Raw genomic sequence first — 20,712 nt, 5'->3', positions numbered from 1 at the left:
TGCCTTTGATCGCCCGCCCCGAGATAGACGATGCGCCGCCTGCTTCCCCTCCTGCTTCTGCTGCTGTTGCCCTTTTTCGTCCAGGCCGTCGAAGCGCCACGCCCGAAAATCGGCTTGGTGCTGTCCGGCGGCGCGGCGCGGGGACTGGCCCACATCGGCGTGCTCAAGGCCCTGGAGGAGCAAGGCATCAAGATCGACGCCATTGCCGGCACCAGCATGGGCGCGGTGATCGGCGGGCTGTATGCCTCGGGCTACAAGATCGACGAACTGGAAAAACTCGCCCTGGGCATCGACTGGCAACAGGCCTTGTCCGATGCGCCGCCACGCAAGGACGTGCCGTTCCGGCGCAAGCAGGATGACCGCGATTTCCTGGTGAAACAGAAACTGAGCTTTCGTGACGACGGCAGCCTCGGCCTGCCCTTGGGGGTCATCCAGGGCCAGAACCTGGCCCTGCTGCTCGAAAGCCTGCTGGCCCACGCCAGCGACACGCGGGACTTCGACAAACTGCCGATCCCATTTCGCGCCGTGGCCACCGACATCGCCACCGGCGAAAAAGTCGTGTTCCGCAAAGGCCACCTGCCCAAGGTCATTCGCGCCAGCATGTCGATCCCGGCGGTGTTCGCCCCGGTGGAGCTGGACGGCCGGTTGCTGGTGGACGGCGGCATGGCCGACAACATCCCGCTGGATGTGGCCCGGGACATGGGCGTAGACGTGGCCATCGTGGTCGATATCGGCACGCCGCTGCGCACCCGCAAGCAACTGGTCACGGTGGTCGACGTGCTGAACCAGTCGACCACCCTGATGACCCGGCGCAACTCTGAAGAACAACTGGCCACCCTGAAAAAAAGCGACGTATTGATCCAGCCGGCCTTGGCGAGCTTCGGCTCCACCGACTTCGGCCGGGCCCGGGACATGATCGACGCCGGCTACCGCGCCACCCGGATACTCGAGGCACGCCTGGCCCCTCTGCGCCCGTCCGAGGCGCCCGACGCCGAACTCATGGCCGCACGCACGCCCAGCGAACGCACGCCGGTCATCACCGCCATTCGTGTGGAGAACGATTCGAAAGTCGGCGATGACGTGATTCGCTACTACATTCGCCAACAAATCGGCGAGCCGCTGGACCTGGGGCGCCTGCAAACCGACATGGGCACGTTGTACGGCCTGGACTACTTCGAACAGGTGCAATACCGCGTGGTCCACAAGGGCCCGGACCACACCTTGGTGATCAGCGCCCGGGGCCGACGCACCGGCACCGATTACCTGCGGTTGGGGCTGAGCCTGTCGGACGACATGCGCGGCGACAGCGCTTTCAACCTGGGGGCCAGCTATCGGGTCAACGGCATCAATCGCCTGGGCGCCGAGTGGCTGACCCGGGCGCAGATCGGCGACAAGCAGGAGTTGTACAGCGAGTTCTATCAGCCATTGGATGTTGGCTCGCGCTACTTCATAGCCCCCTATGGGCAATTCGAATCCCGCAACGTGGAGTCGATCCTGGACAACGATCCAGTGGCCCAGTATCGCGTCGAACGCTATGGCTTCGGGCTCAATGTGGGCCGCCAGATCGGCAACAGCGGCGAAATCCGCTTCGGTGTCGGCCAGGCCTGGGGCAAGGCCGATGTGCGCATCGGCGACCACGACCAACCCAGCGAGAATTTCAACGAGGGGTTCTACGAACTGAAGTATTCGTTCGACTCCCTCGACAGCGTGTACTTTCCCCATGAAGGGGAAGACATCGGCCTGAGCTGGCGCCAATACGAACCGGGGCTGGGCTCCGACCAGCGTTACCGCCAGTGGGAATTCAAACTGGACAAGGCCCTGAGCAGCGGCCCGGACACCTTCATCCTGGGCGGGCGCTATGGCCGTACCCTGGATACTGCGGAGGTGGTGACCTCCAGCTTTGTGCTCGGTGGCGCGCGGCAACTGTCGGGCTTTCGCGAAGATGGGGTATCCGGGCAGAACATGAGCCTGATGCGTGCCGTGTATTACCGACGCCTCACACCGCGGGCCTACCTGCCATTGGACTTCCCGCTGTACATCGGTGGCTCCTTGGAGCGCGGCCGGGCCTGGAACAACGACAACGAGTTCGACAGTGGTTACATCAACGCCGCCAGTATTTTCCTAGGTTTCGATACACCGCTAGGGCCCTTGAACTTCAGCTATGGCTTTAACGACGACGATGAACAGGCGGTGTACCTGAACCTGGGGCAGACGTTTTGAGGGGTTGGGTGTTTGCCTGGGCTGGAGTGATGGCCTGACCCATTGCTATCGCGAGCAAGCTCGCTCCCACAAGGGTTCCCTGGCGGTCGCGAGCTCGATGCTTACGCAAATCCCTGTGGGAGCGAGCTTGCTCGCGATGAGGCCAGCCACTACAACTTCGATGGTACTTAGCGAATCCCCGCCAGCAGCACCCGGGCGGTCTGCTTGAGGGGTTCGTCACCCTCTTCGAGCAGCTCTTCAAGCAGGGTGACGGCGGTCTTCAGGTCGCCATCGTCGATGCAGTTCTGTGCCTGCTCCAGTTTGACCGAATGCTCCGGGGCCTGGGGTTCGAGGGACAGGGTGTCCAGGGCGACAGGTTCAAGGGCCAGCGGCTCAAATTCCAGCGCCTGCTCCTCATCGGCAAAGCCATCGAGAAAGGCATCGTCCAGCGACTCGGTTTCCAGGGGAGCCTCCCACTGCAACTCCGGTTCGTCGAAACCTGAAAGCGACAAGCCCTCGGTACTGTCGACAGCCAGTGGTGCAGCAAGATTTTCTTCAGCCGGCGTGCCCTGGTCATCCGCCAGGTCCCAACTGGTTTCCATGGACAGTGCTTCCAGGTCCAGCTCGAACTCGTCACTGGGCGCCTGTTCAGGTTCAGGCGCAGGAGCCGGTACCAAGGGTTGCGCCTGTTCCACTGTCGGTGCGCTGATCAGGGCCACCTTGGGATAGCGCCCGCGGATATCCTCCAGCGTCCCGGCATCGACGCCTTGTGCCAACAGATGATGTTCCTGGGCCTGGAAACCGATGACATCGCCCTGCTTGCCCAATACTTCCAGCAACTTGAGGCCCAGGTCGGTGCGTTCCGGTTCGGCCAGCAATGCCGCGCGCAACAGCCCGGCGGCCTCGGTGAAACGGCCGTAGGTCAGGTAGATCCCGACGCCTTCCAGCACATCACCCAGGGGCGCATCACCGTTGTTGAACGAGGTCGCGGCCTCGGATGGCTCCGGGTCGGGGATTGATGCAAAGGTGTCGTCGCCCGCCTCCAGCATCGGCTCGGGGCGCTCGGTCATCGGTTCCAACTCGGCCTGCTGTTGGCGACGTCGAATGAACAATAACAAGGCGAGCAATCCCAACAAGGCCACCAACCCCGCCACCCATGTCCAATTGATGCCCTCAGGCTCAGCGGCCGGTTCGGTAACGGGGGATACATCTGGAGCCGGCTCCGACGCAGGCTGCGCTGGTTGCGGTTGCGCCGACGCAACGGGGGCCGGAGCCGTCTCGGCCAGCCGGGTCTGCAATTCGCTGATCTGCTGGCGCTGGCCGGCGATTTCCTCATCCTGGGCCTGGAGCCGCGCCTGCAGTTCCTCAATGGTCTTCTGTTGTTGCTGGTTCTGCAGCACGCTGGCGGCCAACTGCTCATCGGACGCGGCGGAGGCCTGGCCGGCGGTGCTTGCAACCGATGTCGGCAGCACGGCCGAGTCGGGCAATAACAGACGCTGGCCGATGGAGAGCCGGTCGCTTCCGGGGTTCAAGGCCTGGATCCCTTGCATCAACTCATTGACCGACGCGTTGCTCCCGGCGTCATGCAGGCGCTGGGCAATCACCCAGGGACTGTCTCCCTGCACGACCGTATAGCGCTTGCCCTGTACCGCCGGGGGCGGCTTGATGGCCGGTGTGGCCTGGCTCGGCGTCCCAGGCTGCGGGGCCGTGGACGGTTCGTCACGGGCCGGCACGATACCCGGTGAGCCCGGTGGGTCGATCAGCACAGTGTATTCGCGCAGCAAGCGCCCGTTGGGCTGATTGAGCTGCACCAGGAAATTAAGGAAGGGTTCCTCCACCGGTTTGCTGGAGGTCACCCGAATGAAGCTGCGCTCACCGCGCAATACCGGCGTAAAGCGAAGATTATTGAGAAAGAACACCCGCTCCACACCCGCACGATTGAAATCGTCCGGACTCGCCAGGCTGGCCGACAGTTCACCTTCGCCGATCCCGGCCACATCGACCAGGGCGATATCGGCACGCAACGGCTGGTTCAAGGCGGAATGGAGCGTGATCTCGCCAAGCCCCAGCGCTGACGCCAAGGCCGGAAACCCCAAGGCACCCACGACGATCGACACGTTGATCCAACTGCGCAACGTGGACTGCAAACTTTCAAGCATGGGTATCCCTTTCGATTACCAAAACCAACCTCGGCGTAAACGCTCCCAATAGGAGCGCTTACTACTGGTTATAGTTCGCTAACCGACGAATCTCAAAAGTCTGACGCCAGGGATCTGCCTCAGGATTTTTCCAGGTTGGCCAGGATCGTGCCGTGAACCCGCATGCAGACGCGCATGTCCGCCTCGTCGACCCCTTCGAACAGCTCCCGTCGCAACTGTGTGGCAATGGTTTCGATTTGTTCGATCAACGGTAAGGCCGGCGCGCAGAGCACGATTTTCTTGGCCCGACGGTCCTCGGCCACGGCTTGGCGCTGCACCAACCCCTGGGTTTCCAGGCTGTCGAGCAACCGGGCCAGAGTCGGGCCTTCGACGGCGACACTCTGGGCCAGTTCACGCTGGGTCGGCGCCTGTTCGAAACGGGCCAGGTGCAGCAGCACCAGCCAGCGCGCCTGGGACAGGCCCAGCCCGGCCAAGCGGCGGTCCAGTTCGGCCCGCCAGCCTCGGGACATTTGCGCCAACTGCATGCCAAAACGGTGTTGATCGGTTAACGGCATAAAAAACTCATCAGATCTGAAATAGAGAAAAACTAATTATTAGTCAGCTAAGCATGAGCTTTGGATTCAAGCAAGGCTCGCCTTGTACTGAATCGTTAAAGGAGCGCAACTCACTGATCAGACTTCAAATTCCGACTGCAACGCAGCCCTGACGCAGTACAGCACACCTTCGGGCACCCGTCCGACAAACAGCGCGGCGACTTCGGATACTGGCGGTAATTCGCCTTCGCCATCCAGGAACGCGTCCTGTACTTCGCCCATCAGTTCCTCGGGCAGATCCAGCGCCTGATCCAGGGATAACTGCTGTTTGCCGATGGCCTCGGCCAGCATCGTGTAGACGTTTTTCTCCGAGCACTGCAATTGCCCAGCGATCTGCACCGGTGTCATGCCAGCCCGGGCCAGTGTGATGAGCTCGTGGCGCACATCGGCCACCGCTTTCGGCGCTTCGGCTTCGCCCCCCAGGACCTGGAGGAAGGCTTCGCCATAACGCTCCAGCTTGCGCGCCCCCACGCCGCTGACCCGGGCCATTTCCGCCAGGGAGGTGGGCTGGCTGCGGAGCATTTCCAGCAGCGTCGAATCGGGGAAGATGACGTACGGCGGTACGCCGTGTTCCTCGGCCAGCTTGCGACGCAAGGCGCGCAAGGCTTCCCATTGGTCGCGCTCTTCGCCGCGTACCAATTGGCTGGCCTGGCTCTTGCTGCTCTTGACCGCCGTTGCCGGCTTGAGGTCGCGGCGCAGTTCGAGGGTGACCTCGCCTTTGAGCAACGGCCGGCAAGTCGCACTCAGGCGCAGGCCGCCGTAGCCTTCCAGGTCGATGTCCGCCAGGCCGCGAGCCACCAGTTGCCGGAACAATGAGCGCCACTCACTCTCGGTGCGCGCCTTGCCCACGCCAAACACCGAGAGGTGCTGGTGACCGAAGTTGCGGACCTTCTCGTTGTCCTTGCCCAGCAATACGTCCACCAGGTGCCCGACGCCATAGCGCTGGCCGGTGCGGAAAATCGCCGACAGGGCCTGGCGGGCCGGTTCGGTGGCGTCCCAGGTCTCCACGCCATCGACGCAGTTGTCGCAATGCCCGCAAGGCTGGGGCATGTCTTCGTCAAAATAGGCCAGCAAGGTCTGGCGACGGCAGCGAGTTTCTTCGCACAGCGAGAGCATGGCGTCGAGCTTGTGCTGCTCCAGGCGCTTGTGGCGCTCATCGCCTTCGGAGTTCTGCAGCATCTGCTTGAGCATCACCACGTCTTGCAGGCCGTAGGCCATCCAGGCATCGGCCGGCAAGCCATCACGGCCGGCACGCCCGGTTTCCTGGTAGTACGCCTCGAGGGACTTGGGCAGGTCCAGGTGCGCGACAAAACGCACGTTGGGCTTGTCGATGCCCATGCCGAACGCAATGGTGGCCACCATGATCAGGCCTTCCTCGTTGAGGAAGCGCTTCTGGTGATAGGCCCGCAGGTCGTTGGGCAGGCCGGCGTGATACGGCAACGCCGGGAACCCTTGCTCACACAGGAACGCCGCCACTTCATCGACCTTTTTGCGCGACAGGCAATAGACAATGCCGGCATCGCTGCGGCGCTCGGCGAGGAACGCCAGCAATTGCTTGCGCGGCTGCTCCTTGGGCACGATGCGGTAGAAAATATTGGGACGGTCGAAGCTCGACAGGAACCGCTCGGCATCCTGCAAGTGCAGGCGCTCGACGATTTCCTCGCGGGTACGCTTGTCGGCGGTAGCGGTCAGGGCGATGCGCGGCACGTCGGGGAACAGTTCCGCCAATTGCCCCAGCTGCAGGTATTCACGCCGAAAATCATGGCCCCATTGCGATACGCAGTGGGCTTCGTCAATGGCGAACAGGGCGATTTCCAGGCTCTGCAGGAACGCCAGCATGCGCGGCTGTACCAGGCGTTCCGGGGCCAGGTACAACATCTTGACTTCACCGCGCTTGATCCGCGTCGCCAGGTCCCGTTGTTGCTCGGCGCTGAGGGTGGAGTTCAGCGAAGCGGCGGCGACCCCCAGTTCCTCGAGGGTCGCGACCTGGTCGTCCATCAGCGCGATCAGCGGCGAAACCACCACCGCCAGGCCGTTGCGCAGCAGCGCCGGCACCTGGAAGCACAAGGATTTGCCGCCGCCGGTGGGCATGAGCACCAAGGCATCGCCACCGCTGGCCACACGCTCAATAATGGCACCCTGGCGGCCACGGAAACTGTCGTAGCCGAAGATGTCCTTGAGGACGCGTTGAGCCTGTTCGAGCATAGAAACTCCAAAAATCACCGAAACATCCCTGCAAGGCTGGTTCAGAATCGCACACGCTGCACCGGCAAATCGTAAGTGCGCGTTTCGAACCGGCGGGACGCCGCAGGGCATCACAAAACGCGGCAGTATACCCGAGGCCTTCGCCGCAAAGGGCGCTGCTGACAAGAGGTGCTGGCGATCTTCCGGTTGCCCCAGTCCCTGTGGGAGCGAGCTTGCTCGCGATAGCGGTGGATCAGCTTCGGCAGTGTTGAATGCCATACCCTCATCGCGAGCAAGCTCGCTCCCACATTTGATCTGCGGTGCCCCCCCCATTTGTGTCGACCCTCGGACCGTCGAGAGGCAAATACACCACGCGGCTGGCCTGGGCGCTCAAGAAGGCCTAGAATTCCCGCATTGTTTATTCCCCAAGGTAGCCCGTAATGTCCTTCGCTGAGCAACTGACCCGCCTGCAAGTCTTCCTCGACGCCGATGAGCTGCACGAGGAAGCGCTGGACTACGTGGCCGCTCACGGCTATCTGACCGCCCTGTCGATCTGCGCCGAAACGGTGCCGGACCGTGAGTGGATCGATGCCCTGTTCGCCGAAGAGCCGCATTACAGCGACGAAGCCCAGCGCGCCGAAATCGAAGCCACCCTGGTCGGCCTCAAGGCCCACATCGCCCGTCAACTGGCGTCCGACGAAGAATTCGAGCTGCCGTGCGAACTGGACCTGGGCGATGACCCGGACGATTCGGAACTGCGTGGCTGGTGCATCGGCTTCATGGAAGGCGTGTTCCTGCGCGAAGCCGCCTGGTTCGAAACCGCCGAAGAGGAAGTCAGCGAAATGCTGCTGCCGATCATGGTCGGTTCCGGCCTGTTCGACGAGCAACCGGAGTTTTCCGACATCGCCGCCGACGCGAACCTGATGGACGACATGATCGTCCAGATCCCCGAAGCCCTCACCGCCCTGTACCTGCTGTGCAACGCCCCGGACGAGAAACCGGCGATCCTCAAGCCGCGCCACCACTGAGTGACCGGGTGCCCTCGCCAGTCGGCAACCGCCCGCTGATCCTGCGTTACGCTCTACTGGCCATCGGCTGGCTGAGCGTGGTGCTGGGGGTCATCGGCATTTTCATTCCCGTCCTGCCTACCACCCCCTTCCTGCTGCTGGCCGCGGCCTGCTTCGCCCGCAGTTCGCCGCGCTTCTACCAGTGGCTGGTGGAACATCCCCGCCTGGGCCCGTGGATCAGCGACTACCTCAGCGGCAACGGCATCCCGCTCAAGGGCAAGGTCTATGCCATCGGGCTGATGTGGGCGAGCATCCTGCTGTCCTGCTACCTGGTGCCGCTGCCATGGGCGCGGGGGTTCATGCTCACCAGTGCGGTGCTGGTGACGGTGTATATCCTCAGGCAGAAGACACTGCGAAAACCTTGAGTATGAGTGCGGCGCATTCCCCTGTGGCGAGGGGATTTATCCCCGCTGGGTTGCGAAGCAACCCCAAAACCAGACGCCGCGCAGCAACAGATGACCCCTACCGACCGGTTTGCGACTGCTGCGCAGCCGAACGGGGATAAATCCCCTCGCCACAGCAGCCCTCACACCGTGTCCACCTTCAACGAATGATCATTCAACATGCCGTTGATGATGGTCGCCGTGTCCGCTCCACCGATGATTCCCCCCGCGCCCGGCGTGACGCCGTAGTGGCTGGCCAGGTTGACGCCGGCCAGGTCGATGGTCTGGTTCGGCGTGGCACCGGCAATGGAGCTGACGTCGATGCTGGTGACGACCGACCCACCGCTGCCGCTCACGCTGAAATGCAGGTAGTCATCCAGTGACGCCGCGCTGCCGTTCTCTCCTTGCAACAGTTGGGACAGGTCGAGTTTGTCGACGCCGAGCGCGAAGTCGGTGATCACGTCGTGGCCGCTGTTGCCCGCCTGCCATTGAAAGGTGTCGGCGCCGCTGCCGCCGGTGAGGGTGTTGTTGCCCAAGCCGCCGATCAGCACGTCGTCGCCACCAGCGCCATTGAGCACGTCGTTGCCAAGTCCGCCGTTGATGCGGTTGCTGGCGCCATCGCCCGTGAGGGTGTCATTGAAGTTCGAGCCGACGAGGTTTTCGATGCCGGCCAGGGTGTCGGTGCCGGCGCCCAGGGTGTTCTGCGCCGCCAACAGTCCCAGGTTCACCGTGACCGCTGATGTGGCATGGGCGTAGCTGGCGGTGTCGTTACCGCTGCCGCCATCGAGCAGGTCATTGCCCGTGCCGCTGTAGAGCACGTCATCCCCTGCCCCGCCATGCAAGGTGTTATTGCCCGAACCGGCACTGAGGATGTCGTTGCCGTCGCCGGCGTTGAGGGTGTCGTCGCCGTTGCCGGCCAACAGCACATCGTCGCCACTGGTGCCCGTCAGGGTATGGCCCGCCTGATAACTGATGCCTACCGATGCGCTGTCACTGCCGCCGTGGTTGTCGCTGGCGGTGTAGCTGCCGTGGTAATCCGCTGTTTTGTCCTGCGCCCCGGCATAGTCGACCGTCAGGGTCAGTTGATAGTTTTCCGCAGCGTTGGCATTACCGCCGCCGGGATTGGCAATGTTGGTGACGTGGATCTGGTAATTGCCATCCGCTGCCGCGGTGAACGAAGCCCCGTCGTTGATCGCGATGAAGGGCCCGCCATTGAGTGAATACTCCATCGCAATGCGACCGGCCGACAGGTTGTGGTCCAGGGTGAGGGTTTCGCCCTGTTTGAGGCTGATGTTGAGGCGGTCTTCATCGTTGGCGTTGTTGTTGGAGACCATCCCCAGTGCACCGCTGACCACCAGCATCGCCGTCATGCTCGCGGTATTGGCGACGAAGGCACTGCGGCTGAGGTTGATCGACTGCACGTTGTTGCCGGTGAAGCTGGCCGTGCCGGTGCTGCCGGTGAAGTCCGCGCCTTTGGCGACCCATCCGGTATTGAAACTGGTGGGTGATGCGGTGAGTGGATCGCCGTTGGCGTCGCTGTCGTTACCCAGCAGCAATTCGCCCGGGATCACGATGTTGCCCGACAGCACATTGGTGATGATGTTGTCGTCAACAGCGATCGGCGGGCTGTTGGGCACGACGTTGATCACCAGGTTAGAGCTCGCCAGGTCACCGTCATGGTCGCTGACGGTGTAGCCGATGTGCTCGGTGATCAAAGTGCTGGTGGCCGTCTGGGAGGTGTAGCTGAACGCACCGGTATCCAGGTTGACCACCAAAGTACCGTGGTGGTCGGTGGCGATGCTCAATGTATTGGTGGCGGTATTGAAGGAGCCATGGTTGAGCCCGCCGCTGGCGGTCAGTGCTCCGTGACCACCGTTGGCCGTCGGGTCGTAGCTGTACGTGGTGCCATCGACCACCAGGCTTTTGATAAACCCGCCATCGGCGCCGAACGAGCCCCCCTCATCCAACAGGTTGCCGGTAACCGGCGCGCCTTGCACGGTGCCGGAGAGCACCGAGTTGAGCTGGTTCAGGTCGGTGACCACTACCGCGTTGGTGTTGGTGTGGGCGCTGCCGTCGTAGGCCAGCGGGTCGAGGTGAGCATTGCTGACGCCGCTGCCCAGGCCAATGGCGTAGTTCTTTATGCCGTTGGCGTCGAGGAAGGCTTTCCAAGCGGTTTCGTCTGCCGTGCCGATTTCGCCCAAGGTCGGCTTGCCGTCGGAGAAGAAATAGCCGACGTTCTGTGCGCCGGTCAGTTGGCCGGAATTTGCGAACGCAGTCTTGGCCATCGCTACGGCAGCATCATAGTTGGTGTCGCCGTGCGCGTTCAGCGCGGAGATCAGCGTCTTGGCAGTTGCCACATCCACCCACATGGTGCTCTGGTCGGTGGCGCTGCCGCTGAAGGTCACGAGCTGGACTTTCACATCGCCCATGTCGTCGTATTTGTCGAGCAAGGCGCTGATCGCCTGTTTGGCCAGTTCCATCCGCGAGAGCCCCGGCACGCCGGAGGCGTCTTTCATGCTGCCGGAGACGTCGAGCACGATCAGCAGGTTCGAATCGACCTCCACCGCCGTGACCGAACGCTCGGACGCAACGGCCTTTGGCACGTCATCGACAATGCTCACCACGAGGCTGCCGGTGGTGCTGTTGCCCAGGGAGTCCGTGGCCTGGTAGGTGAAGCTTTCGCTCAGAGCATTCGGGCCATCATTGGCGTGGGGCGTCGTCGTAGCTGGCGAGGTCAGGGTGTAGGTGTACGAACCATCAGGATGGAGCAACAACTGGCCGTAGGCACCCGTGGCGTTGCCCACCAGGGTGAAGGTGACGGCGCCCGTGGCCCCGCTGACCGACCCGACCAAGCTACCGCTGGCGGTTTCACCGGTGGCGCTCGGGTCACTGCCGGTGACGGTGCCGGGGGCCAGGTCCTGGCCGTCCTGGTTCAGGTCGAGGGCTTTTTCGTAGACGGTAATGTCGTGGTCGGTTTCCGCGACGAGGCAGCTGTTGTGCACGTCAATGGTGACGGTCGTGGTGCTCTCATCACCATCGGCATCACGCACGGTGTAGGTGAAGACATCGGTCGCGCCGGGGGCGCCAACAGCGTCGGGGTTGCTGTGGTAGACCGCGTTGCCGTTGGCATCCAGGGTCAGGTAGCCGTAGGTGCCGTTGATCTGGCTGTTCAGGCCGCCGATGGCCGGGGTCGAGGTGTCGTTACCGGCACGCACACCGATGACTGCACCGCCGTCGGCACCGAGTACATCGTTGTCCAGCACGTTGCCATTGACTGTCCCGCCCTCTACCACCGAGGCGAAATCGCAGTGGGCCTTGGGCACATCGTCGACGATGTCGATAACGATAGTACTGGTGACCGTGTTGCCCAAGGAGTCCGTGGCCTGGTAGGTGAAGCTTTCGCTCAGGACATTCGGGCCATCGTTGGCGTGAGGCGTAGTGGTGGCTGGCGAGGTCAGGGTGTAGGTATACGAACCGTCAGGCTGAAGCGCCAGTTGACCGTAAGCACCGGTAGCGTTGCCCACCAGCGCGAAGGTTACTGCGCCCACGGCACCGCTGATCGAACCGACGAGGCTGCCGCTGGCGGTCTCGCTGGTGGCGCTCGGAGCGCTGCCGGTGACGGTGCCGGGGGCCAGGTCCTGGCCGTCCTGGTTCAGGTCGAGGGCTTTTTCGTAGACGCTGATTTCCTGGTCCGATGTGGCAACGAGGCAGCTTTCATGGACATCGATGGTGATGGTGGTGGTGCTTTCGTCGCCGTCGGCGTCACGCACGGTGTAGGTGAAGACATCGGTCGCGCCCGGGGCGCTGACGGTGTTCGGATTACTGTGGTAGACGGCGTTGCCGTTGGCGTCCAGGGTCAAGTAGCCGTAAGTGCCGTTGATCTGGCTGTTGAGGCCACCGACAGCAGGGTTCGAGGTGTCATTACCGGCGCGCACGCCAATCACCATGCCACCGTCCGCGCCAAGCACGTCGTTGTCCAGCACATTGCCGCTGACCGTGCCACCCTCCAGTACCGAGGCAAAATCGGCATGGGCGTTGGGCACGTCGTCGACGATGTCGATGACAATGGTGCTGGTGACGGTGTTGCCCAAGGAATCCGTGGCCTGATAGGTGAAGCTTTCGCTCAGGACATTCGGGCCATCGTTGGCGTGAGGCGTAGTGGTGGCTGGCGAGGTCAGGGTGTAGGTATACGAACCGTCCGGCTGAAGCGACAGTTGACCGTAAGCACCCGTAGCGTTGCCCACCAGCGCGAAGGTTACTGCGCCCACGGCACCGCTGATCGAACCGACGAGGCTGCCGCTGGCGGTCTCGCTGGTGGCGCTCGGAGCGCTGCCGGTGACGGTGCCGGGAGCCAGGTCCTGGCCGTCCTGGTTCAGGTCGAGGGCTTTTTCGTAGACGCTGATTTCTTGGTCGGGCGTGGCGACTAGGCAGACGTCATGAACATCGATGGTGATGGTGGTGGTGCTTTCATCGCCATCGGCGTCGCGCACGGTGTAGGTGAAAACATCGGTTGCACCTGGGGCACTGACGGTGTTCGGGTTGCTGTGGTAGACGGCGTTGCCGTTGGCGTCCAGGGTCAGGTAGCCGTAGGTGCCGTTGATCTGGGTATTCAGGCCGCCAATCGCCGGGGTCGAGGTGTCGTTGCCAGCACGCACGCCGATCACCGCACCGCTCGCAGCCGGCCCGTCGGCACCGCCTTCATCGTTGTTCAGGACGTTGCCACTGACCGTCCCGCCTTCATCCACCGAGGCGGAGTCAGCATGAGCGGTAGGCAAGTCATCGACGATGTTCACGTCCAGATTGCCGTTGGCGGTGGTGCCGTTGTCATCGGTGACAACTACGGCAAATTGCTCGCTAACACTGTTGGCGCCGTTGGCGTTTGGATGGGCTTCGTTGTCCAGCAAGGTGTAGCTGTAGCTGACCACGCCCGTGCTGGCGTTGAAGCCGGTGATGGTCAGGGTGTTGCCCAACGCAGTGGTGATGGACTGAGGGAAACCCGCTGCCACACCACCTATAACCACATTGATGCCGCCCACGCTCAACGTCTGCACACCGTCCAGCGCCGTCACCGTGAACGTGCCGCTTTGAGTCAGAGCCGATGCGTCCGGACTGCTGCCGTCGCTGAGGTTTTTCTCCTGCAACAACAGCTCACCGCCCTCGGTGTCGAGGCCGGTGATGATCACCGGATCGTCGTTGTTGTGCACTTGCAGCACCAGGTTCGCGGTGCTGGTGTCGCCGTCGGCGTCGGTCAGGGTGTAGGTGAAGGTTTCGCTGCCATTGCCGCCGCCATGTAAACCTTTGAAGTCGGCATCGGCAGTGTTGAGGGTGTAGGTGTAGGAACCGTCGGCGTTGAGCACCAGGGTGCCGTAAGTGCCAGTGAAGGTGCCGGGGGTGATTGGGCCGGACGCTACAGGGTCCGCGCCTTGGGTGTCATTCGTCAGCACACTGCCGGTCAGGGTCAGGTGGGTTTCCGAAGCCGTGCTGGCGTTGCTGTCATCTACGGCCTTGGGCAGGTCGTCGACGATGTTCACGTCCAAATTGCCGTTGGCGGTGGTGCCGTTGTCGTCAGTGGCAACTACGGCGAATTGCTCGCTAACGCTGTTGGCGCCATTGGCATTTGGATGAGCTTCGTTGTCCAGCAAGGTGTAGCTGTAACTCACTACACCGGTAGCGGCGTTGTAGCCGGTGATGGTCAGCGTGTTGCCCAGAGCAGTGGTGATCGATTGTGGGAAACCGGCTGCTACGCCGCCCGTCACCACATTGATGCCACCCACACTCAGGGTCTGCACACCATCCAGCGCGGTCACCGTGAACGTCCCGCTTTGAGTCAGGGCCGATGCATCCGGGCTGCTGCCATCGCTGAGATTTTTCTCCTGCAACGACAGCTCACCACCCTCGGTGTCGAGGCCAGTGATAATCACTGGGTCGTCGTTGTTGTGCACTTGCAGCACCAGGTTCGCGGTGCTGGTGTCGCCATCAGCGTCGGTCAGGGTGTAGGTGAAGGTTTCGCTGCCGTTGCCGCCGCCATGCAAACCTTTGAAGTCGGCATCAGCGGTGTTGAGGGTGTAGGTGTAGGAACCGTCGGCGTTGAGCACCAGGGTGCCGTAAGTGCCAGTGAAGGTGCCGGGGGTGATTGGGCCGGACGCTACAGGGTCCGCGCCTTGGGTGTCATTCGTCAGCACACTGCCGGTCAGGGTCAGGTGGGTTTCCGAAGCCGTGCTGGCGTTGCTGTCATCTACGGCCTTGGGCAGGTCGTCGACGATGTTCACGTCCAAATTGCCGTTGGCGGTGGTGCCGTTGTCGTCAGTGGCAACTACGGCGAATTGCTCGCTAACGCTGTTGGCGCCATTGGCATTTGGATGAGCTTCGTTGTCCAGCAAGGTGTAGCTGTAACTCACTACACCGGTAGCGGCGTCGTAGCCAGTGATGGTCAGGGTGTTGCCCAGTGCGGTGGTGATGGACTGAGGGAAACCCGCTGCCACACCACCTACAACCACATTGATCCCCCCCACGCTCAGGGTCTGCACACCGTCCAACGCGGTCACGGTAAAGGTGCCGCTTTGGGTCAGGGCCGACGCGTCCGGGCTGCTGCCATCACTGAGGTTTTTCTCCTGCAACGACAGCTCGCCACCTTCAGCATCCAAGCCCACCAACACCACCGGATCGTCATTGTTGTGCACCTGCAATACCAGGTTCGCGGTGCTGGTGTCGCCGTCGGCGTCGGTCAGGGTGTAGGTGAAGGTTTCGGTGCCGCTGCCCCCGCCATGCAACGCGACGAATTGCGGGTCGCTGGTGTTCAGGGTGTAGGTGTACGTGCCGTTGGGGTTGAGCACCAGCGTGCCGTAGGTGCCGGTGAACGTCCCGCCAATGATCGGCCCGCTGTCGGGGCCGGTGGGGATCCGGTCGGCGCCCTGGTGGTCGTTGGGCAATACGTTGCCGGTAAGAGTGACCAGGGTTTCCGACGCCGTGCTGGCGTGGCTGTCGTCAATCGCCTGGGGCACGTCATCGGTGATGTTGACGTCCAGGGTGCCGGTGGCCGTATCACCGTCGGTGTCGACGGCCACCACTGGGAACTGCTCGGTAATGTTATTGGCACCGCCACCGGCAGGATGGGTTTCATTGTCCGTCAGGGTGTAGGTGTAGCTGACCACTCCCGTAGCCGGGTCATAACCGGTGATGGTCAACGTGTTGCCCAGCGCCGAGGTGATGGTTTGAGGAAAGCCGGCGGGCACACCGCCACTGATCACGTTGATGCCGCCGATGCTCAGGCTGCTCAGCCCGTCAGGCGCGGACACCGTGAAGGTGCCATTTTGCACCAGCGCCCCCGGATTGCTGGCCGAACCATCGGCCAGATTGGCCTCGTTGGTGGTCAGCTCGCCGCCCTCGACGTTGACCCCGTCGAGGGTCACGGGGTTGTCCGGCGTCTCAGGGGTCACTGGCGGCACGGTTGCATCGTCGCCAGTGTTATCCGGGTCACCGGCCAAGCGTAGCTGCGGAAACTCGGGAATCCCGTTGAACCCGGCCGTCGGGAAACCGATCAGCGGATCGACCTCCCCGCCAACTTCTTCCAGCAGCACAAAACTGTGCCCACCACCCACGCCCCCCGGGTTACCACCTTCGGGGCCAGCAGCGGTGGCTTCACCGGTCTGGGTCGGGTCGGCTCCGGCGGCGATGGCTTGCTGCAGCTTTTGCACATCGGTCAGTTGCGCGTCACTCGGCGTCGTCGTGTCGGGCGTATCGACATGAGGCGCATGGTTGGCCAGCAGCTGCGGGGTCAGAGTCAGGTCGCTTCCGCGGCCCAGGGTCAATGACTGGCCGTTCTGCAGATGAACCGCCACGGCCCCTTCGGCACCGGTGACCAAGTGTTCGCCGGCATAGAGCCGATCGCCTTCGACCAAAGGCCGCCGCAGGCCACCGGCCGCTTCTGCGAAAACTTGCCCGACTACTTTGCTGACGATACCGATGAGCGCTGCCATGTGCATTTCCTCCGTTGCCGACCGCAATCGGCACCTGTCTGGGTGAAGAATTCGTCCTTAGGTTTGGCGACCAAAAAAGCTGGAAAATCTGCCAGCTTTCGGGATAGCAGAAGGTGCTGGCATTTCGCCTAAACGACAAAAAACCGTCACAAAAACCCGCTTCTCACATCGCCCTTTCGGCACTTCTTCACGTCGCTTAAAAATCTGAATGGAACTTTTATTGACGCCTAAAATCCGTCAGAACCCGCAGATTCAAAGGCTTTCGCTTTGAACAATGTGCCGGTTTTTTTTAAGTACATAAGTTTTTTTCGGAATAAGTCTTATGAGAAATTCTTCTTAGGTTTTGCTCAGGATGTTCTTAGCTGTGTTGTTACAAGGTTGAAACGGTTTTGATCTTAAACACGTCAATATTTTGGCGACAAGCGAAGCACTACAGACCTCAGGAGATGCACCCCATGCGCGTTCTAACCCCCCTCTGCAGCGCGGTTTTGCTGGCCATGGCCTGCTCTTCTCAGGCGCAGGCCATGTCATTGACCGAAGCGATCCAGAGCACCATCGCGACTCACCCGGAACTGGCGCAACGGGTGGACAGCCGTCTGTCGGCCAATGAAGACGTCAAGGTCGCCAGAGGGGGCTTTTTCCCGTCGGTGGATCTCAATGCCGGTTATGGCCGTGGCTACAGCGACAACACCAACACCCGGGCGCTAGGCAACCACCACACCAATATCCTGACCTACACCCAATCGGAGCTGCGCTTGCGGCAGATGATCTTCGACGGCTTCAACACCGCCAATGAAGTGCAGCGCACCCAAGGCGTGGTCAACTCCCGGGCCTATTACGCCCAGGGCACTGCCCAGGATCTGGCACTGCGCACCATCGAGGTCTACCTGGAAGTGCTCAAGCGTCGCGAGCTGGTGACCCTGGCCAAGAACAACCTGCAGGCGCACCTGCGGGTCAACGACCAGATCGGCTTGCGCACCGAGCGCGGGGTGGGCAGTACGGCCGACTCCGACCAGTCCAATGCCCGTCGCGCCTTGGCGGAAAACAACTACGACACCGCCCAGGTGGACCTGGCCGACGCCGAGGCGAACTTCTACAGCGTGGTCGGGCGCATGCCCGATGAGCTGGAAACGCCGCCCTCGACCAAAGGCGAAATCCCCGCCGACCTGCGCGAAGCCCAGCAAAGCATGGTGGATAACAACCCCTACCTGAAATCGGCCCAGGCCGACATACAGTCCGCCGAGAGCCAATATGAAGTGGCGAAGTCGCCGTTCTACCCGCGCTTCGATGCCGAAGCGGCGGTGGGCGCCAACAACAACCTCGGCGGCGAAGAAGGCCACGACAACAACTGGCGGGTCGGCGTGGTGATGAACTACAACCTGTTCCGCGGTGGCAGCGACAAGGCACGGCTGGCATCCAACGCCCACCAGATCAACCAGGCCATGGACATCCGCAACAATGCCCTGCGCCAGCTCAACGAAGACACGCGCCTGGCCTGGAACGCGATGCTCAACGCCCGCAAACAGACCCCCACCGCCCGCGAATACGCCGAAACCACTTCCCGCGTGCGTGCCGCGTACCAGGATCAGTTCGGTCTCGGCCAACGGACCTTGCTCGACGTGCTCGACAGCGAAAACGAGCTGTACAACGCCAACCGTCGCTACACCGAAGTGCGTTACACCGAGGAGTACTCGATGTACCGGGTGCTGGCGAACATGGGCCTGCTGTTGCACAAACAACGGATCGTGCTGCCTGCCGATACGGTCGCGCAAACCGAAGTCAAGAACCAGGCACGGCTGCCGGAACTGAAGTAGCCCCCCTCCACACAAATGGGAGCGACCGACGTGACCAGCATGGAACCCACAATCCCCGGCGCCGATCCGCGCCTGAACTTCGATGATCCCTTGCTGGACGGCCTGCTGATCCTCTGCAAACTCCATGGCGCGACGGTCAGTCGCGCCAGCCTCAGCGCCGGGCTCCCTATGGCGCACCAACGCTTGAGCCTGGACCTGCTGCCCCGCGCAGCGGCCCGGGCGAGCTTGCAGGCGCGGCTGCTGCGTCGTGAGCTGGCGGACATCTCACCCCTGAACCTGCCGGTGATGCTGATCCTGGCGGGTGGGCGCTGCGCGGTATTGCGGCGCTGGGGCGAAGATGGCAAGGCACTGATCCTGCCCAGCGAAGCCGAGGGTGGCGAACAGTGGGTCAGCCGCGAGGAACTGACCACCGATTACAGCGGCCAGGCGCTATTCGCCCGGCCGCGTCATGAACTCGAAGACCTGCGCGCCCCGCTGGTGCCACGGGTCGAGGCGTGGTTTCGCGACACCCTGAAACTGTCGCGCTGGCTGTACAGCGACGCGATCCTGGCGAGTTTCCTGATCAACCTGCTGGGGCTGATGGTGCCGCTGTTCGTCATGCAGACCTACGACCGCGTGGTGCCGAACCAGGCCACGTCGACCTTGTGGGTGCTGGCCGTGGGGCTGTTGATCGGCACCGGTTTCGAACTGGTGCTGCGGGTGGTACGCGCCCATCTGCTGGACACCGCCGGCAAGAAAACCGACGTGATTCTTTCCGCGACGCTGTTCGAACGCATCACCGGCATGGCGATGAAGGCCAAGCCAGTGACCATCGGCGGCTTCGCCCAGAGCATCCACGACTTTCAGGGCCTGCGCGAATTCCTCACGGCGGTGACCCTCACCAGCCTGATCGACCTGCCCTTCGCCCTGCTGATGCTAGTCGTGATCGGCCTGCTGGGCGGCTGGCTGGTGGTGATTCCCGTGGTGGCGTTTCCCATCACCATTGTTTTCGCGATGATCATCCAGGCGCGCCTGCGCGACACCGTGGAAAAAAGCCTGGCCCTCGGCGCCCAGCGCCAGGCCCTGCTGATCGAAACCCTCGGCGGCCTGGAAACCCTCAAGGCCTGCAGCGCCGAAAGCGAGCGCCAGCATCAATGGGAAAGCACCCACGGCGCCCTCACCCGCCTGGACAGCCATGCGCGCAACCTCTCGGCGCTGGCGACCAACGGCACCTTGTTCCTGCAACAACTGGCGGGCATGGCGACCATCGTCGCCGGGGTCTACAGCATCATCGCCGGCAACCTCAGCGTCGGCGCGCTGGTGGCGACCTACATGCTCGGCAGCCGGGTCCTCGCCCCCCTCGGGCAGATCGCCGGGCTGATCACCCGCTACCAGCAAGCCCAGCTCACCATGCGCAGCACCGACGCCCTGATGGCGTTGCCCCAGGAGCGTGACGCCAAGCAGCGGCCGCTGGATCGCACCCAGTTGCAGGGCGCACTGGACGTCAGCGGCGTGACCTTCCACTACAACGGCCAGAGCGCCCCAGCGCTGGCGAGCGTCAGCTTCAGCCTCAAGCCCGGCGAACGGGTCGGGATCATCGGCCGCAGCGGCTCGGGCAAGAGCACCCTGGCGCGCCTGGTGATGGGTTTCTATGCACCAGAGGAAGGCCAGTTGCTGCTGGACGGGCTGGACCTGCGGCAACTGGACGTCGCCGACCTGCGCCAACAGATCGGCTACGTCGCCCATGACCTGCCGCTGCTGGCCGGCAGCCTGCGGGATAATCTCACCCTGGGCGCCCGCTACATCAGTGATGCGCGCATGCTGGAAGTGGCGGAGCTGACCGGTGTCACCGAACTGGCGCGCCAGCACCCCCAAGGTTTTGACCGGCCGGTGGGCGAGCGCGGGCAGCTGCTGTCCGGCGGCCAACGCCAAGCCGTGCTGCTGGCCCGGGCCTTGCTGCTCGACCCACCGATCCTGCTGCTGGACGAACCCACCAGCGCCATGGACAACAGCAGTGAAGACGTTTTGCGGCAGAAGCTTCACACCCACGTGCAGGGCAAGACCGTGCTGCTGGTCACCCACCGCACCTCGATGCTGAGCCTGGTGGACCGCCTGGTGGTGCTGGATAACGGCCGGATCGTGGCGGATGGGCCGAAGGACGCGGTGATCGATGCGCTGCGCAAGGGACGGGTAGGCTCCGCAGCGGTATAGAAACAACACCGCAACCTGTGGGAGCAAGGTTTGTGTGGGAACAGGTTTGTGTGGGAACAGGTTTGTGTGGGAACAGGTTTGTGTGGGAACAGGTTTGTGTGGGAGCAAGGCTTGCCCGCGATGAAGCTGATGCGGTCTCACTGGAAC

The 20,712-nt window shown here is 62.7% G+C and carries 9 protein-coding genes; 5 read left to right on the top strand and 4 right to left on the bottom strand.

Translation table 11 applies throughout. The annotated features are described in order from the left end of the window. Positions 1-30: 30 nt before the first annotated feature. A complete protein-coding gene (locus AC3A5O_RS09705) occupies positions 31-2,220 on the top strand; it encodes a patatin-like phospholipase family protein (protein WP_122569043.1) in 2,190 nt (729 codons plus the stop codon). Between the two features lie 167 nt (positions 2,221-2,387). Here the strand turns inward: AC3A5O_RS09705 and AC3A5O_RS09700 are convergent, their stop codons facing one another. From AC3A5O_RS09700 to recQ, 3 genes are all read right to left on the bottom strand, one after another. Continuing rightward, a complete protein-coding gene (locus AC3A5O_RS09700; protein WP_487753152.1) occupies positions 2,388-4,358 on the bottom strand; it encodes a FimV/HubP family polar landmark protein in 1,971 nt (656 codons plus the stop codon). Between the two features lie 119 nt (positions 4,359-4,477). Continuing rightward, on the bottom strand, positions 4,478-4,912 hold the full coding sequence (locus AC3A5O_RS09695) for a MarR family transcriptional regulator (RefSeq protein ID WP_003199001.1): 435 nt from the start codon (positions 4,910-4,912) through the stop codon (positions 4,478-4,480). A 117-nt stretch (positions 4,913-5,029) separates the two neighbouring features. After that, a complete protein-coding gene (recQ, locus tag AC3A5O_RS09690; protein WP_122569045.1) occupies positions 5,030-7,156 on the bottom strand; it encodes a DNA helicase RecQ in 2,127 nt (708 codons plus the stop codon). A gap of 419 nt (positions 7,157-7,575) precedes the next feature. Here recQ and AC3A5O_RS09685 point away from each other — a divergent pair, with 419 nt between their 5' ends. Both AC3A5O_RS09685 and AC3A5O_RS09680 read left to right on the top strand, forming a co-directional pair. Further along, positions 7,576-8,163 carry a UPF0149 family protein gene (locus AC3A5O_RS09685; protein ID WP_060738682.1) on the top strand — a complete coding sequence of 196 codons (588 nt, stop codon included), beginning with the start codon at positions 7,576-7,578 and terminating at the stop codon, positions 8,161-8,163. Between the two features lie 8 nt (positions 8,164-8,171). After that, positions 8,172-8,567 (top strand): YbaN family protein, encoded by a 396-nt coding sequence (locus AC3A5O_RS09680; RefSeq protein WP_122569046.1) that lies wholly within the window; start codon positions 8,172-8,174, stop codon positions 8,565-8,567. A 161-nt stretch (positions 8,568-8,728) separates the two neighbouring features. Here the strand turns inward: AC3A5O_RS09680 and AC3A5O_RS09675 are convergent, their stop codons facing one another. Next, positions 8,729-16,561: a retention module-containing protein gene (locus AC3A5O_RS09675; protein WP_487753151.1), complete on the bottom strand. Its 7,833-nt coding sequence runs from the start codon at positions 16,559-16,561 to the stop codon at positions 8,729-8,731. Between the two features lie 455 nt (positions 16,562-17,016). On the opposite strand from AC3A5O_RS09675, the gene AC3A5O_RS09670 reads away from it, so the two are divergent. Continuing rightward, positions 17,017-18,375 carry a TolC family outer membrane protein gene (locus AC3A5O_RS09670; protein WP_122569049.1) on the top strand — a complete coding sequence of 453 codons (1,359 nt, stop codon included), beginning with the start codon at positions 17,017-17,019 and terminating at the stop codon, positions 18,373-18,375. Positions 18,376-18,405: 30 nt separating this feature from the next. Further along, entirely contained in the window at positions 18,406-20,565 is a 2,160-nt protein-coding gene (locus AC3A5O_RS09665; RefSeq protein ID WP_122569073.1) for a type I secretion system permease/ATPase, read from the top strand. The last annotated feature ends 147 nt before the right edge of the window (positions 20,566-20,712 follow it).

The organism is Pseudomonas sp. Soil_N_39 (genome assembly GCF_057655955.1).
Note: the sequence above shows the minus strand (reverse complement) of the source record. Positions and strands in the feature narration are given on the sequence as shown.

What these genes read in the sequence shown, in the direction of transcription:
- AC3A5O_RS09670 (WP_122569049.1), top strand. Translation starts at nt 17,017, where the DNA reads ATGCGCGTTCTAACCCCCCTCTGCAGCGCGGTTTTGCTGGCCATGGCC.
- AC3A5O_RS09685 (WP_060738682.1), top strand. Translation starts at nt 7,576, where the DNA reads ATGTCCTTCGCTGAGCAACTGACCCGCCTGCAAGTCTTCCTCGACGCC.
- AC3A5O_RS09705 (WP_122569043.1), top strand. Translation starts at nt 31, where the DNA reads ATGCGCCGCCTGCTTCCCCTCCTGCTTCTGCTGCTGTTGCCCTTTTTC.
- recQ (WP_122569045.1), bottom strand. Translation starts at nt 7,156, where the DNA reads ATGCTCGAACAGGCTCAACGCGTCCTCAAGGACATCTTCGGCTACGAC.
- AC3A5O_RS09695 (WP_003199001.1), bottom strand. Translation starts at nt 4,912, where the DNA reads ATGCCGTTAACCGATCAACACCGTTTTGGCATGCAGTTGGCGCAAATG.
- AC3A5O_RS09675 (WP_487753151.1), bottom strand. Translation starts at nt 16,561, where the DNA reads ATGGCAGCGCTCATCGGTATCGTCAGCAAAGTAGTCGGGCAAGTTTTC.
- AC3A5O_RS09700 (WP_487753152.1), bottom strand. Translation starts at nt 4,358, where the DNA reads ATGCTTGAAAGTTTGCAGTCCACGTTGCGCAGTTGGATCAACGTGTCG.